At 62.1% G+C, this 14,805-nt stretch carries 11 protein-coding genes; all 11 read right to left on the bottom strand.

Annotated features, from left to right (window positions below; translation table 11 throughout):
- Window positions 1-102 precede the first annotated feature (102 nt).
- The 11 genes from ACWF82_RS12680 to ACWF82_RS12630 all read right to left on the bottom strand — a co-directional run bounded on the left by ACWF82_RS12680 (window position 103) and on the right by ACWF82_RS12630 (window position 14,664).
- The gene (locus ACWF82_RS12680; RefSeq protein ID WP_452500698.1) at window positions 103-1,560 is read right to left on the bottom strand and encodes an acyltransferase family protein; all 1,458 of its coding nucleotides are present in this window, start codon (window positions 1,558-1,560) and stop codon (window positions 103-105) included.
- Between the two features lie 367 nt (window positions 1,561-1,927).
- Window positions 1,928-2,485: an LppU/SCO3897 family protein gene (locus ACWF82_RS12675; protein WP_452500696.1), complete on the bottom strand. Its 558-nt coding sequence runs from the start codon at window positions 2,483-2,485 to the stop codon at window positions 1,928-1,930.
- 750 nt (window positions 2,486-3,235) lie between these two features.
- A complete protein-coding gene (locus ACWF82_RS12670; RefSeq protein ID WP_452500694.1) occupies window positions 3,236-3,673 on the bottom strand; it encodes a hypothetical protein in 438 nt (145 codons plus the stop codon).
- A gap of 292 nt (window positions 3,674-3,965) precedes the next feature.
- Complete coding sequence (locus ACWF82_RS12665; protein ID WP_452500692.1) at window positions 3,966-5,249, bottom strand: hypothetical protein; 1,284 nt, start codon at window positions 5,247-5,249, stop codon at window positions 3,966-3,968.
- 38 nt (window positions 5,250-5,287) lie between these two features.
- Window positions 5,288-6,298, bottom strand: coding sequence for a hypothetical protein (locus tag ACWF82_RS12660; protein WP_452500690.1), 1,011 nt, complete (start codon window positions 6,296-6,298; stop codon window positions 5,288-5,290).
- 38 nt (window positions 6,299-6,336) lie between these two features.
- Window positions 6,337-7,515 (bottom strand): hypothetical protein, encoded by a 1,179-nt coding sequence (locus ACWF82_RS12655; protein ID WP_452500688.1) that lies wholly within the window; start codon window positions 7,513-7,515, stop codon window positions 6,337-6,339.
- Window positions 7,421-8,194, bottom strand: coding sequence for a hypothetical protein (locus ACWF82_RS12650; RefSeq protein ID WP_452500686.1), 774 nt, complete (start codon window positions 8,192-8,194; stop codon window positions 7,421-7,423). Before ACWF82_RS12650 ends, ACWF82_RS12655 begins: the two co-directional genes overlap by 95 nt.
- Window positions 8,195-8,487: 293 nt before the next feature.
- Window positions 8,488-10,041, bottom strand: a complete 1,554-nt coding sequence (locus ACWF82_RS12645; protein WP_379036816.1) for a Gp37-like protein — start codon at window positions 10,039-10,041, stop codon at window positions 8,488-8,490.
- A gap of 154 nt (window positions 10,042-10,195) precedes the next feature.
- Window positions 10,196-10,702, bottom strand: a complete 507-nt coding sequence (locus tag ACWF82_RS12640; RefSeq protein ID WP_452500684.1) for an Imm1 family immunity protein — start codon at window positions 10,700-10,702, stop codon at window positions 10,196-10,198.
- A 105-nt stretch (window positions 10,703-10,807) separates the two neighbouring features.
- Window positions 10,808-11,077 carry a hypothetical protein gene (locus ACWF82_RS12635; RefSeq protein ID WP_379036818.1) on the bottom strand — a complete coding sequence of 90 codons (270 nt, stop codon included), beginning with the start codon at window positions 11,075-11,077 and terminating at the stop codon, window positions 10,808-10,810.
- 752 nt (window positions 11,078-11,829) lie between these two features.
- Complete coding sequence (locus ACWF82_RS12630) at window positions 11,830-14,664, bottom strand: hypothetical protein (RefSeq protein WP_452500682.1); 2,835 nt, start codon at window positions 14,662-14,664, stop codon at window positions 11,830-11,832.
- Between the last annotated feature and the right edge of the window lie 141 nt (window positions 14,665-14,805).

The raw sequence follows: 14,805 nt of genomic DNA, 5'->3' as shown, positions 1-14,805 counted from the left end.
ATGGCACTCCCCCCATCGAAAACGATCACTCGGCACACACCGAACGCGTGTGGGCCAGACGGGACAGTAGGGCCTGCCGCCCATCCACACAAATGGACATCCCTATCGCAGGCGCCGTGATCCTGAGCCGGTTTCCCGTGCTCGCGCGTCCATTCTGGCCATCACCCCGTGACCGAAGTCGAGACAGGGTTTCTCGATCTTGTTGTAGGTAAAGACAGCGAGGGCGATCGAGACCGTGATCCAGGTGCACCAGGTGAGCCAGGATGCATAGCCCCCGAATAGCGTCACCGGCCACTGCGGCACCGCTTTGATGACGAAGATATGCACCAGATACAGCGAGAAGCTGATTCGCCCCAGGAACAGCAGCGGGCGCGGAAAGGAATACCGGCGCAGCAGCAGCGCCACCGCGAACAGCAGATAGGCCGCGACGACTGGTACGGCCTCCCGCTTCAGCACATTCACATGCAGCGAGTCCAGCATGTCGGCGGTCGGGCCCAGGACCGGATGCTGCACGAGTTTGAGCCCGACCACTACACACACAGCGAGCCCGAACACTGCCCAACCGAGCCGGGTCGAGATCTCGCCCGCTGTCATCCGGTAGAGCACCGTGCCGACGAACATCGTCGCGAAGATCGCGACCGAGTACCCCGAGGGACCAGGCTGGTTGAAAGCCAGCGGGACAGTGATCGAAGCGATCAGGACTGCCGCGAGCGCCGTGCGCCTGGTGCGCGCTCGCCAAGCGAAGAACCCCACGACCACCACCGTCGCCACCACAACCGCAAGACGCGTGGCCAGGTTCGCCGGCGGACCACTGATCAGCGCGAACGGTAGCAAGACCCCAGCCGGCACAATCGCGCCGATCGCGAAGACAGCCACCGGCACCGATCGACGGTTGAGTCCAGCCAGGAAAAGCAGTGACACGAACGCATAGAACGCCAGCTCGTACGACAGCGTCCACGCGACGACAAACATCTGCGATTCACGTCCGACGATGAAGTAGTGCGCCATCGTGGCATTGGTCAGGAGATTCCAGGCAGGCTCGGCCAGGAAACCCGGCGGCCCGCCATACCTGCCCGCATAGTGCAGCACCACCGCCACGACCACGAACAACCAGAACAGCGGAAACAACCGAAAGAACCGGCCGACCCAGAACGCCCCCAGCGACCGCCCCCGCTCCAATGCCGCGGGGATGATGAACCCACTGACGATGAAGAAGACGAAGACCCCGAACACGCCGGGGTCGAGATTCGGCACCGAGAACCGGACGTACGTCGGCCACAATTCCGCCGAAGCATGCTCGATCACCACGGCCGCGGCGGCGACGCCTCGGAGCGCATCCAGAAACTCGAACCGCCCACTCCCCGCCTGGACCTTCTTCTCGGCCGAGCTCGAATCATTAATGGCTGGAATGAATCTCGTCACGCAACACCACGACGAACTCGAGCAAGGACTACCGAACGCATAGCTGATGATGCTAGTTGTGACGACCGCACCGTTGGCGAGCAGTTCGCCGATCGCACGAGATCGGCGACAGTTGAAATCGGGGGAGGCCCGCCCCATGCTGGGCCCGAGCTCCCCCGCTGCGATAGTCGGTCGTCGACAACGCCTGCGCCACCTGGCCCCTCGGCCAGGTCACCGCGGCACAACTCCACGACAGCGCCCTCGCCACCCTCGCCGACCACTACGCGGTAGTGGTCCCGACGCCTACTGACCTGAGCGCCTAGTTGCTCCGCTAGGCCCCGACCTGACACAGCTGACCGGCCGCAATCAGCGGGCCGCCCAGCCAAAGTCAGCCGATCCGCAGGAACGTCGCCGCGCCTGCGGTGATCGTCGCCTCCCAAGCGCTCGACTGGATGGTGTGCCGACTCAACCTCGTAGGCGAATGCCGTCGTGTCCCAGTCTTGCTCGGCCAGGGTCACTTGCCTCGTCACGGCGTAACCAGGCAGAGGGTGAACTCGTCTGTGGTGTAGATGAACTCGGTTGCCCAATAGCTGGCGCACAGGTAGTCGTTCTCGTAATCCGAGTGCCCTTTGCTTCCCCTGACCTTGGCAATGACCTTGCCGGTCGCGCGTGGGTCCGAGCAGGAGATCTTCTCGACATTCGGATTCTCGTCCTCGGTCCGGTTGCCGTGAAGGTTCACCACACAATCCCCGACTTCAGCACTGCTCGCCGACCGCTCCTCGGCCTTCACACCGGCGATCACCAGCAACGGCCCGAGTATCACCGGAATGAGCAGCCCGAGCATGCCGGCCCGCCGCCACAGCGGCTTGCCCGGATCGAGAGGCGCCCGCGGACCACCAGGAATCGGGGCAGGCAACCGCCGCACCCGCTTGGCCGCCCCGATGTTCTGCAACATGATGACCGGATTCGCCACCACCGAGATCAGCCCATACCACCCGAGCAACGCACTCTCGACAGTCAACCGCCGATACGTCGCCGTCCCACAATCCCGGCAGAACGGTCCCGGCTGGGTGATGAACTGCATGAACACAAAGAATCCACGATGCGACCGAATCGACGTGCGCACCGCGGGCGTAGCACCGCACACACAGCAGTAGATCCCATTGGCTGTACCGAAGTCGGTCTGCACCGACCGAATCTCTCCTGGCGTCGACACGCCTACCCCTAAGTCTCGCTCGAGCCCGCACGCAAGCGGGCAACCGGCGATCGTAGCACCGACCAACTATCCGGATAGCACCGAATAGCGCTGCCGCAGAACGCTGCTCGACAGCCACGGGACCCACTACGACAAAACGGCCCACACCCCTTTGGGGTGTGGGCCGTTTCAAACCAGGACCCCGCGATAGCCTTCCTCCGCGGCAAAAACCCAGCGCTGTCACCCAAGCCTGCTGACGGCCGTCCGGCAATCCCATCTCACCGACGATCTTTCCAACGGGTGCACCGACGTTTTCCTCATCACCATGAAATGGGCACCGGTACCCAATTCATGAGGAGTGCAGACGAATTCGTCAGTTGCGAGTAACTCCATTCGGTCGGCATCGTCGGCGCAGACCCACACCGCCTCGCGCTCCGCCCAGCACAAGAGCGACCACTGGCGGCCACGCCATGTAGACGAACTCGCAAGAGCAGCAATGCACGACATTTGCGAGGCCGAAACAAGAGAAGGGCCCGACCCTGGTAATGGATTCCAGAGGTCGGGCCCTACTTGTTCGTCCTGAGTGGATGGTCAGCCCGGCGACCCGTCGGCCTGCGGGGAGATTACCCAGCCGAAGGGTCAGCCGATTCGCACGAAAGTGGCGGCACCCGCGGTGATCGTCGCCTCCCACGCGCTCGACTGGATGGTGTGATATGCCTCGACAGTGACCACGTCGCCGGCAACCAATGACACTGTCGCGGTGACCACCAACGTGCCGCCGGTGCCGGACACCGTAGCGCCGGTGGCAACCACCGTTGTGCCGACCAGCAGCCTGGCTTGGAAGTTTCCGGTGGTCAGGGCCCCACTGACGACGACATTGGCAGTCAGTGGCACGCTCGAGCCACCACTCTGTACCAGCAGCCCATTGCCGGACACCTGGGACCCGGGGTAGCCGACCGTGTCGGCGGTCCAACCGTCCACGACGGTCCAGGCGTTGTAATTGCCCATCGTCCCGGTGCCGTTCTTCGTCATGGCGGACGGGGCGAAAACATCACCACCTGCGAAGAGATGTGGCATCAGCTACTCACCTCACCCGTGTTCGGCTCCGAAGGGGTCTGGTCGAGGGCGGTCGACGGTTCCGCTTCCTGTGCCGGTTCGGGGGCCGGTGTCGGCTCGGGTTCGGGCTCAGGCGTCAACTCCGGTTCCGGTTCCGGTTCCGGTTCAGGTTCGGGCTCGACCACCGAGCTGGAGGCCCCGGGATACCCGGACTCCGCTGTAGCCCACTCGGGCGTCTCCCCTGCCGGGGTTTCCGCCTGAGCAGGCATCGGCGGCCACGTCACCACAGGCCCACCGATCTGCAAAGTTGGCATCACACCGTCACCCCGCGCAAACTGGCCTGCAGTCCACGCCCGGCCGGACTGTCCACAGTGGTCACCTGCACCGTAATCCGGTCCCCCACAGCGAAATTCCACGTACCGGACACCGTCGTATCCAGCGCCTGATTGGCCGCTGCGATCGTCGCCGAGGTTCCCGGGACCGCGCTGCCGTTCTTCCTGAGCTCGACCACCAGGTTGCCGGTGCCCGCAGTCTCACCGCGATAGGTGAGCGTGGAAACGATGATCGGGCGCTCGACTCGAATCCCCTCCGGCACAGTATTGCCCGCACCGGCAGCGCGCACGCCGCTGTGCGATTTGAAGGCGATGTCGTAGGCCTGACCCGCCGCCGTCGGCGTGCGGGCATCCGACAGCCGCGGATCCGACGTCCACACCGCCGCGATAGCGGTCCGAGCCTGAGCCTCGTCAGTCGAGCTGAGCAGCGCATCGGCGATCGAGGTAACGCCGGTGATGTCAGTGACGGGGTGGGTGTGCGCGGTCGGCGGTCTGGCATTGCTCAGCCGGGGATCGTCACCAGCAACAGCGGTGTCGGCGGACGACCCGATCGTCGGTGGGAAGGTTGCCGGTTTCCCGCTGATTCCAGCCCACTGCGTCGTACCCGCCGGACCGCGAACGGTCACGCCCTGGCCGTTCGGCGTCCAGCCGCTGACCTCGTCGTACAGATAGAGCAGCCCGTCGGACTTGACCACGAACTGACTGCCGTCGACCGCGCCGGCGGGCAGCTCGGCATAGGTGTTCACCTGGCCGTCGATCTGGATTCCCGCCCCGCGCGGACCCATCACCACAGCGTTGCCCGCCGAGGCGGGAACCGGTGACACCAGGGTCAGGTCGACCAGTCCCGTCGAGGCGACGTCCGGGTCTTCCGGATCCGGGCCGGCGACATACTTCGGAACATTGAAGCTGAACGACTCCAAGAGAATTCGCTCACCGTCGTAGGACAGGTCGAACGACACCCGCCACGTCCACTCCGCGGGATTGGTCGCGGGACCGGGAGCAACCAGCCGCACGCCGCGCTTGCCGCGCCAGGTGAGGTACCCGAACTCGTCGAGCTGGCATTCGTAGTGCTTCGGCAGCTGTACATAGGTGGCCGGACTCGGCTGCGCACCGGGAACCAGCACCTTGGGCGCGTCGGCGGTGAACGTGATCGTGCCGGTCAGCGGGGGAAACTCGGGCAGTTCACCCAGATCGGGGCCGTCGATGACATTGGCGAGAAACCGCCCGACGACCTTTCCGTAATCGAGTGGGGGCAGATCAGCCATGGATCAATGCCTTTCGAAAGAAGTGGCGGCGCAACGCCTCACGCGTCGAGCGGAAGCGCACGAACCTGCAGATGGGAATAGTTGCTGAAAACGTTGTAGGTACCGGTGCCGGTGACGCGGTCGACCACGACATACAGCGTCACCGTCTGATTCGCCGGCACGACAACAACCGTCGGGCTCGACTGATTCGGGAAGGCGGACCCGCAACCGGGCGAAATGTGCACATAGGCCAAGCGAGTGACCGAGTGGCCCCAGCCATACCCGACGACTTCGCCGTCGATGCTCCCGACGCGGACCATGACATCGCAGCGTGTGGGAGACGCCGACTGCAGTACCGCAGCACCCTCGACGAGCGGTCGCCACGCCGTAGGCTGAGCAGGAATAGTGATCGAGGCGATGACCTTCTTCTGCTCCTTCAGATTCTGCCCGGAAAGGAACTGCTTCTCGCCGATCACCCAGGGCCCGCGCGGGCGCGGAGTCGGAATCGGCCGGAACTTCTGTGCCGTCGCATCCCACGCCAGCACGTGGTCCTGACCGAGCGGACGGTCATCATCGATCAGGACATCGGCCGCATCCTGAATGCGGCCCGCTGCACCGGGGTCGCCCTGCGGGCCCGCTGCCCCACGCGGGAAGGTGACCTCGACCTGCTGGCCGGGAGCTGTCCCGAGTACGCGCGCCGAGGCAGCGGAGCCGACGGCGCCGGCAACGGCACTGCCGGACAGAACATTCGCCTGGCCGCGGCGGCCCGGCTTCTCGAACGCGTCCTCGAACGCAATGAATTCCAGGCCCGTCCAGTAATAGACGGCATTCTCGGCAACGACGCGCCAGGCTTTGCGCGCGTCGCCAGTTCCCAGCGCGAGCGAAGTGAGCGACGCGACATCATCGACATCGCCCTGCCACTGCCAGGGCCAAGCAGCCTCACCTTCGGGACCGGCCGCCCCCGCGGGCCCTTCCCGCAGTTCGATCAGCACCTCGCGATCCACCAATTCGATCGGATTAACCGTGTATGGCAGACCCACCGAGTCTGCGACGCCACGCATGGTGATCATGACGTCCTCGTCGAATACTTCCGTCTGACTTTCGGTACTCACACTGCCCCCACGGGTCGGGCGAAGCAGACGACCTCCGAGTCGTCCATGATGTAGTCATAGTTGGCAGTGCCGGCGTTCCGGCTCAGCACCACATAGAGCGTGGCGTTCTGACCTGCCGGAATGACGCCGATCGGATTGTCGGGCGTCAGATTCCGCACACCGAGGAACGGCTGCAGCCGCGCGCGGGTGTGCGCACCGGTGACCTGCCCCGAACCGAGGGCCACTCGCTGGCCGGTCGCCGATCCGATCCGGACCTCCGCGTCGATCCGCGTGGTGAACTGGTCATAGTTCTCCACCGACCGCACCACCACTCCGCCGAAGACCATCGGCCGCCAGGCCGTGTCCTGAGCTGGAACATTCAACTGCGCGACGACTTTGGTGGCAGCCGAGATGTTGTTCTGGGATGGCACGAAGCCGGCGTTGCCGTCCCAGGCGACATCATCGTTGATCGTCCACGGGCCACGGAGGCCCGGATAGGGCACCGGTTTCCATTTGCTGAGACCGACGTCCCAGACCGGAACCGCTCGGTCCGGATGAGCACCGTCGAGATAGTCGGTGGACTGGCGGAGCGGCCCGGGCCCGCCGGTCGTGCCCTTGGCGCCTTGCACTCCCCTTGGCACGACCAGATTAAGCACGAGGTTGGGCGCCGCGCCGGTGACCGTGACCGCCAGCTCGGATCCGACAGGTCCGGTTTCGACCGTGCCGATGGACACCGAGCACGGCTCGCCATCGGGTCCGGCGGCACCGAAAGCTTCCGCGAAGCTGTCGAAACCTGTTCCGTTCCAATACACAAGCGTGCCCGCGGACAGCACCCGCCAGGCCTTGCCCGCCTGCGCGACCCCCAGTTTGGATCCGAGCGCCGACAGCGCGGCCTGATCGGCGATGTCACCTTCCCAGCGGAACGGTCTCGCCGCCGCACCTGCGGGCCCGGCCGGACCGGCGAGACCGGTCATCAGTTCCAGGTCGCCGGAACGCGGCGTGCCCTGCATCGCCTGAACGACGCCGGCCCGCCCGATACCTTCATCGATGCCGCGCACCAGCGTGGACTCGAAATATCTTCCTACAGTAGCCATTTTCAACTCACTCTGTGGGTTCGGCGAAGACGACGAGAGAACAGCGATCCGAGCGGAACCCGATGTTGGCAGTTCCGGTGCCGATTCGATCGACCGCGACAACAAGCTCGACGGGCTGTCCGGCAGGCACTTCCGCGTAGTCCGCGGACGGCGATAGCGCGCGGGTAGTGGTGCCGTCCCGGAAGCACGGCGCTGCAGGTAGATACATCCAGCCACCGCTGCCTGCCGGAGTAGTGGCAACCAGCGCACCCTGAGAATTATTCAGCCGCACCGTCAGTTCCGCTGTCTGCGCGCCGTTGTTCACCGAGTAGACGAGGGCATGGCCATAGACCAGGGGGCGCCAGGCGAAGGGCTGAGCGGGAATGCTGACGGTCGCGACATCGATGCGGCTTACCGCTGCCACGATCTCGGTCGGAAAATCTTCCTGGTACCAGGCCCACGGGCCGGTACCCAGGGGCGCGGACGCGGACCGAAATCGGCGGGTGACCCGGTCGTAGGCGAACACGCCGCCATGGCTGGGCCCGGTCGTCGTCTCGTAATCCTCGGCCATGGTGATGGTGCCGGACGCTCCGGCGGGCCCGACCGGACCTGGCAAACCTGCCGCTGCGGTCGAGTGCAACTGCTGATCAGCTCCGGTGCCAGTGAATTCGATGGCAGGCACAGTCAGCGTCTCGCTGTGCTTCGTCGGAGTGACGGTGATCGAATTGGCCGCAGCGGCAGGGCCGACAGGGCCGACCGCGTCGGGCGAATGCTCCCAGCCGGAGCCGGTCCACACATCCATCCCGTTGTCGTCGAGCCGGTGCCACCATTTGCCACGATCCTCCGGGCCCAGTCCGGCGGGCCGTGCGGCCACATCCGGGATGGTCCCCATCTTGCGGAACGTGCTGCGTGGTCTGCCGCGCACACCTTCCGGACCGGCAGGGCCCGAGGGAAGTGGTAGGTCGTGCACGTCATCGGCGACATCGACCTTAGCGGTGAGAACGGGCAACCCATCGATGTCGGGTGCGCGCCGGGCGGTGATATGGGCGGGAAAACTGATATCCGCCATAGATTTTCTCCTCTACGTGAGGGATTTCAGATGATGAGCAGGTCCAGGTCGGCACCGACGTCGCTGGACAGGTCCTTGATCGCGGAGGCGACGCGGCCCAGTCGCTGCCAAGCCTTGACCACCGGATCCTCTTCGTCGGACCCGTCACCCACCGTGATCTGCCACATCGCGGCGGTCTCGCGGTCGTCGGTGAAGGTCAGTTCGGTGACGAAATCGGTGAATACCTTGTCGCCCAGGGCAAACCCGATCTGATCGCCGAGACCGAAGTCGCGACCGATCAGATAGGGCGCGTTGTCCTGGATGGTCACCTTGTGACTGGTGTAACCGCGCGTGAGGTGCAGCCCCTGCCTGGCAGCCACGAAGCCGTCGAGCGTGAAAGCCTTGTCGCTGCCGGTGATGAACAGCTCGCGGAACGCATACGGTCCGGCCTTGCGCACGCGCTCCATGTCCCGATAGACCATCCAGGCGAGGAACACGTCGTCGAGTTGACCTCGGTAGAGCCAGTCCAAGCCGATCAGCGACAGCAAGCTCTTGATGGCCATCTCGATGCCGGCATTCACCCAGCCAGGGGAACGACCACCGACGATGATGTCGGTCGCCGTCGGTTTATGCAGAGCTACCTCGGAGGCTCCGATCCCGGAATACTCGCCGTCGAAGTACCAGACCCAAGGCAGGTTCCGCATGGTGCCGAACTTGCCCGGCGTCCCGTAGACAGCTTCGTACTCGCTGGTCGAATCGAAGTTCGGATAACGCATCGGGGTGGTGCCGTCGTCGGCGAACTCCTCGAACCACGAGACGATCCCGTCCCACAGTGTCCCGGTGGGGCCGGTGACACCCGATTTGTCCACGGTTTCCAACACCACGGTCGGCTTGTCGAGGTAGAACCACTCGGGTGCGGGCTGATCGTCCTCACCCGGTAGGAAGAACCGCGCCGTCAGCATGACGCCGGAATCCTCCAGCATGGGCCGGAACAACTTGTCCGCCATGTCGAATCGCGCGGAGGCGGCGCTCCACCGGCTCGTGTCGGTCCGTGGGTCGACCGGAACGACTGCGATCGGAAACGTCGTGTTCCCCTGCAACCGCATCAGATTCATCGTCAGGTACGTGGTCACCAGCGTCCGGACCGGACCGAACAAGATGTGATGCCGGGGGAACTGCGCCAGCACCGGTGCGAACGGACTCGCCCAGCAGCAGATCGTCGACACATGGTTCCAGGCGTGAATCGCCTCGATATCCACCGTCTCGACCCCGTTGTCGTCCCGGACGATCGACGCCTTCGTGATATACCCGTCCCACCGAAACCCTCTGGTGTTCACGGTGATCGGCAGGGTCGTGTCCGCATGATTGCCGAACAGATGGTCGAAGTGCACCATGTCCCGCGGGCAGATCATCTTCAACCCGCCGGCCGAGTTCCGCGGAAAACTCACCTGCAACGACAGGTAACTCCGCTCCTCCCCCACCTCCTGCATGTCCTTGTCCCAGTACCGGACCAGAACCTCTTGATCCCGAGCATCCTCCTGCTCGACCCGGAACATCTCATCCATCCGCCGCGATTCCGCATGCGGTTCCCAAACACCCATCCTCCACCACCTTTCCTTGATTCTGGGTATAAAAAACCCAACCCAACCCGAATCGGGTCAGGTTGGGTTGGTCCGCTATATGTTCAGTCGAATTACCGGCCGGGATTTACAGTCACCACTGACTCGACCACATTCGAGACGACCTCTCTGATCTTCAAGAGCTCCACGGGTCTGCCAGGCTCGTAGGCAAATCACTCACATCGTCTACATCCTTCTCGAGCCCTACCCAGACCTGCCACTTCACGCAGGAAGGTCTAACGAAATGACCGTCGTAGAATTCGATCAAAGCCCGCTTCAGTTTTCCGAGCTCGATCTGCGAATTACCTGGAAATATCCGCTCATTCCCAAAATCGAAATAGCTGACCGCAGCACGGGATGTATCGGAACCCTGCGTATAATATTCCCCTCCTTCTCCCTGGAGGAGAAGGCTTCCAGATCCGTTAGCTGCGTGGATTCCTATACCGAGATATACCGCATGAACCCCCGCTGGATCAGTCACGAAGACAGACATGTAGTTACAATATTCATTACCAGCGTCGACAAGTTCATCGACAGCAGACGTCAAGTCTTCGGCCGAGCGTACGACAATTGGATCATCACGATGCCGGGGCAACGAATATGCAGTAATCGAGTTCAAGATACCCTCCGAGCCTATCGACATTTGACACCACGATACCTGCAAGGTGCTACCGGGAGAGACGAGATAAGGACATGACATCGACCCGAGAATTTTGCCCCTGAACGATATCTGTCACACGGAGGACGACTAAGGCTCAGGGAAGGCGGAAATAAAAGGGAACGTCGCACGGAACTCGTCGAGCACATCGCTCCTGTTCCGAAGCGCTTCCTCAGCAGTGGTTCGAGTCAACGGCGAATCATACACATCGACTCCCCTAACGTATGCGATTCCGTACACCGCCGGCTCGATAGCAAGGAGCTCCGGCGTGTCGGTAGAGAAGCCCACGATGAGCACGACATCGGCGAGTGGTCCTTTGAAATCGACAAGCTCGAAGATGTACTCCGGGATGCGATCCATCTCGTTCGAAGTTACAACTCCTAACGCCCATTCACGCAGATCTCGCAAGCTAATAGCCTGGCAGAATAGGCAAGTCAGAACAAAACCAATCGTCCTTGAATCGCCGCTCGTAATTCCCCCTACTTCCGCCATACAATTACCTCCCTTTGGACATCGACTCGCCACCGATATGACCAGTCTTCGAGTGAATTTGGCGTATAACCAGCACGTCTAATCAGCCCGAGATGCAACATGCTCCCAAAGAGGACTAGTCTGACTCGCCCGCCGAGGGCTCGACATACTTCTCCGGCCTGATAAGCACGCCACCCGTTATCAGCCGATCGCTCGGGATTCTCTCCGTGCCGGCCAGTGGGATTTCGGTCATCCGACCGCCTAGTAGCATCCATAGTCCGAAGCAACTGTCTTCCTCGTCTCGGATCAAGACCTGCACCGAGTACGGATCCGGCCAATCGAGACCCTCGAGATATCCCAGCAATCCCCACCAGTTGAACCGAGAAAACTGCGCAACCCACATATAGCAGTCGCCTGATCCTTGACGGGTTCCCTCGAAAACGGAGTCATCCACCGGCGTAAAACACTGGTGCCACTCCCGATCAGGATCAGGCACCGTCAAGGGCTCCATCGCAGACCATCCATCACGGGCAAGCACAATAACCTCCGCGAATCGACTCAATGCTTCATCCTTCCATATTGGGCAGTTCACATATCGTAGTGCATGATCGGCTACACGAACAATACTCAACACTAGACCGCTACGGCCAGCCGTTCGGGCGAGAATCGAAACCAGATTCTGAATGTATGATGCGAACCTCATACCGAGATTTGAATATCTCTGACAGAATCAGCGCTTGTTCTCGACTACCCGCGAAAAAGAGAACATTCTGTGTCTGAAATTTCTTACCCCCCGGCAGTTTGTTGAAAATCGTACTTGCGTGCTCATCAATCTCCCGGGCACTTACGCCCCCACGGTCCGTTCCAGTAACGTCAACAGACTTGATCGACACAACACCGCCATCTCTCCATGTCACCCGAACAAGGTCTGCCGTACCGCCCGCCACTGTGCCGTTGACATTTCCTTTGCTGGCCATGGCAGCACTATCATCCTGGATATAGTACTTCACGCCGCCGTTGTTTCCGTGGTCTAAATGTAGTCCTCTACTCTTCAGCTCGTTGTTCAGAATGTCCAGGCCGATCCGGGTGTTGGGATTATCTGGCTTATCAGCCAACACATGTGGCACACCGTTTTCGTCAACCAGAAATGTCTGCCCGCCTGGAGTCTTTCCTTTCGTCAGCGGAATTTGAAGTACCTTGGGATCGACAGCTGTGCCATAAGGGCCAAGCTTCCGACTTGAATTCGGGACAGTGGACGGGACCCTAGAATTATGCCGAGGAGTTGAACCGCGGCCGGATTGAGACGTAGATTGGCGACCAAACCCGCGCTTCGCAAAAGCCATGAATGGACCAACAGGCGAATCCGAGGCGCCCGCTACCCCACCAAATTCAGACCGAGGCACGTGGTGGCGCCCACCAGCAGACGCAGCGGCCGGGGGAGGTCCATTCCAGAATTCCGCGACAATATTCGATACGAGCTCGAACGACTTTACAGGCTGATCGCTCCAGTGGTCGAGTTGCGCTGCCTTTTCGCGTCCATACTTGACTAGCTTCGATGTAAATCCATCTATCAACGCCCTTGGCGATTTGCTGCCGCTACCGACGTAGCGCGTAGCAGCGCTGCCGATCAAAGGACTCGTAGCGCTCAGACCAGGACCACCACCCATGGAACCGCCGAAATGTGGTCTTCCACCCTTTCCCGCCGCACCAGGACCCTTGACTGGCACAAAGAACATCGCAGCCCCGAAGGCGGCGTGTCCCATAGTTTCTGCTAGGTTTCCGGAGGCGCCTTGCCAATCCGTGCCGATGACCAGCTTCGAGGTGGCGTTCCAGTTTGCGCCGACCGGGCGGCGAACGTTTCTCCAGGCCTCGCCCCACGACTGTTCCCCGGCGCCGAGTCCATACGCCTCCACGCCGAGTGTCTTGTATGCGTTGAATGCGGTGCCGAACAGCTCCCCGAAACCACCGGCGATACCTGTAAGCGCATCCTGGCGACTGGTCAATTCGAAACTTGAGCCGATTACCTTGGCGCCAAGATTAATCTGATCGTTGATACCGGCTAGCGCGGTGATTCCTTCGACAGCGCCGAGGGCGCTGGTACCCATACCGTAGTAATAGTTCCCAGCGAAGGAAACCGCCTTTTTCCACAGTGCGCGAGTATCGTCCGCCGGCCTGAAGGCGGTAGATTTTCCGTCCGCTCCGAATTCAGCCCATCCACCGTCGGTGTAGGAGAACTTCATACCTCCATCCGGCGTGAACGTCAGTTCTCCAGTCCGCGACCGCGGCCTGTCCTCCCATGGCAGCGTGAAGAACGACGTGCCGACACTTGTGTTGTCGGTAAAGGTGAACTTCATTTTCCCGTCGGCGCCGGGGATACCCGTGGCAAGAAGGTCACCGACGCGCCGAAGTTGCCTTGTCGGCCTACCATCGGGACCAGTCTTGGAAAGTTCGAGTAGTCTCCCGGATTTGTCTCGCAGCTCATGGACCTGGATACCGTTCTCGGTGTATTTGAATTCGTATCCATTGGTCGCGGGATTGATCCTTCGCTGTACCGGACGGCCAAACTCATCCGAATATATGTCCCACCGGTCGTCCTTAGCATCGAGCATCCATCCATTCCCCGCCGCATCGACTTGGCCGGTGAACTTCGAGTCGAGACCTCCGCCCGAATTGAATCTCGTCGCCGTGAAGGTTTCGTTGCCGTACATGTCGGAATGGGTGTTGTCATACAGTCCGAACTCGTTTCGCGAGCCGACGTCGATACCGATGGGGTTACCGAACTGGTCGTACGAGATCGTGCGGACCTTGGTGAGGTCAGGAGATGCTTCGAAGACCGACGTCGGAATTCCGCTGGTGGATGCGCCCGGCGCGAAATGCTGGCCGTAGCCCAGCTCGCCCGAGGCGCCCGACTCGTAGTAGGAGGCGCCGGCGCCAACATCGTCCTGCCAACGGACGTATTTGCCCGTGCCCTCTATCGCGACGATTCGCGCCGTGGATATGACATTGTTGTCGGCATCCCGGACGATCGCGTCGACCGTGTTGGAACCGTTGCCCTCCGGGATCCGGTACTCGACGGTGATCCCGTTGGGACGTTCCTCTGTCCACGGCTTGCCCACTTCCTGGCCGGCAGTCGAGGGCATCGGAAGCGCGTCCGTGTTCGGTCCGTTTGCGTCCAGCAGCGGATCGCGTTCCTCGGCTGGTGGAGGCGGCGTGGTAACGCCTGGTTGCACCGGTCCCGTGGACGGTGTCACCTGTTCCGGCGATGGACTGGTCGGCGCAACCGGCGAAGGGTTGTCCGGTACCGGGGGTGGCTGAGCAGGTTGCTGGTTCTTCCGCTCCTCTTGCTTCGCGCGCATTGCTTCTTCCGCGGCGAGCTTGGCCTGTTTGGCCGCCTCATCGTTAGCGGGAGGCTGCGCTGGCAACGGCGCATCGATGAAGTCGACCTTCGGCGGCGACTGTTGAACGTTGCCGAGCATGTCCTGCACATTCCGGATCCGATTCAGCTGCAGGGCTGCCGAACGCGGAGTCATTCCGGAGTAGTTGTAGGTCCGCGGCTCGCGGTCAGTTGTGCTCCGCGCTTCTCCCCCCGACGGGGTCAATGACGCTAGCCAGTCGGA

This window comes from Nocardia sp. NPDC055053 (assembly GCF_053608285.1).
The sequence above is the reverse complement of the archived record's forward strand: the minus strand, read 5'-3'. Positions and strand labels throughout refer to the sequence as shown.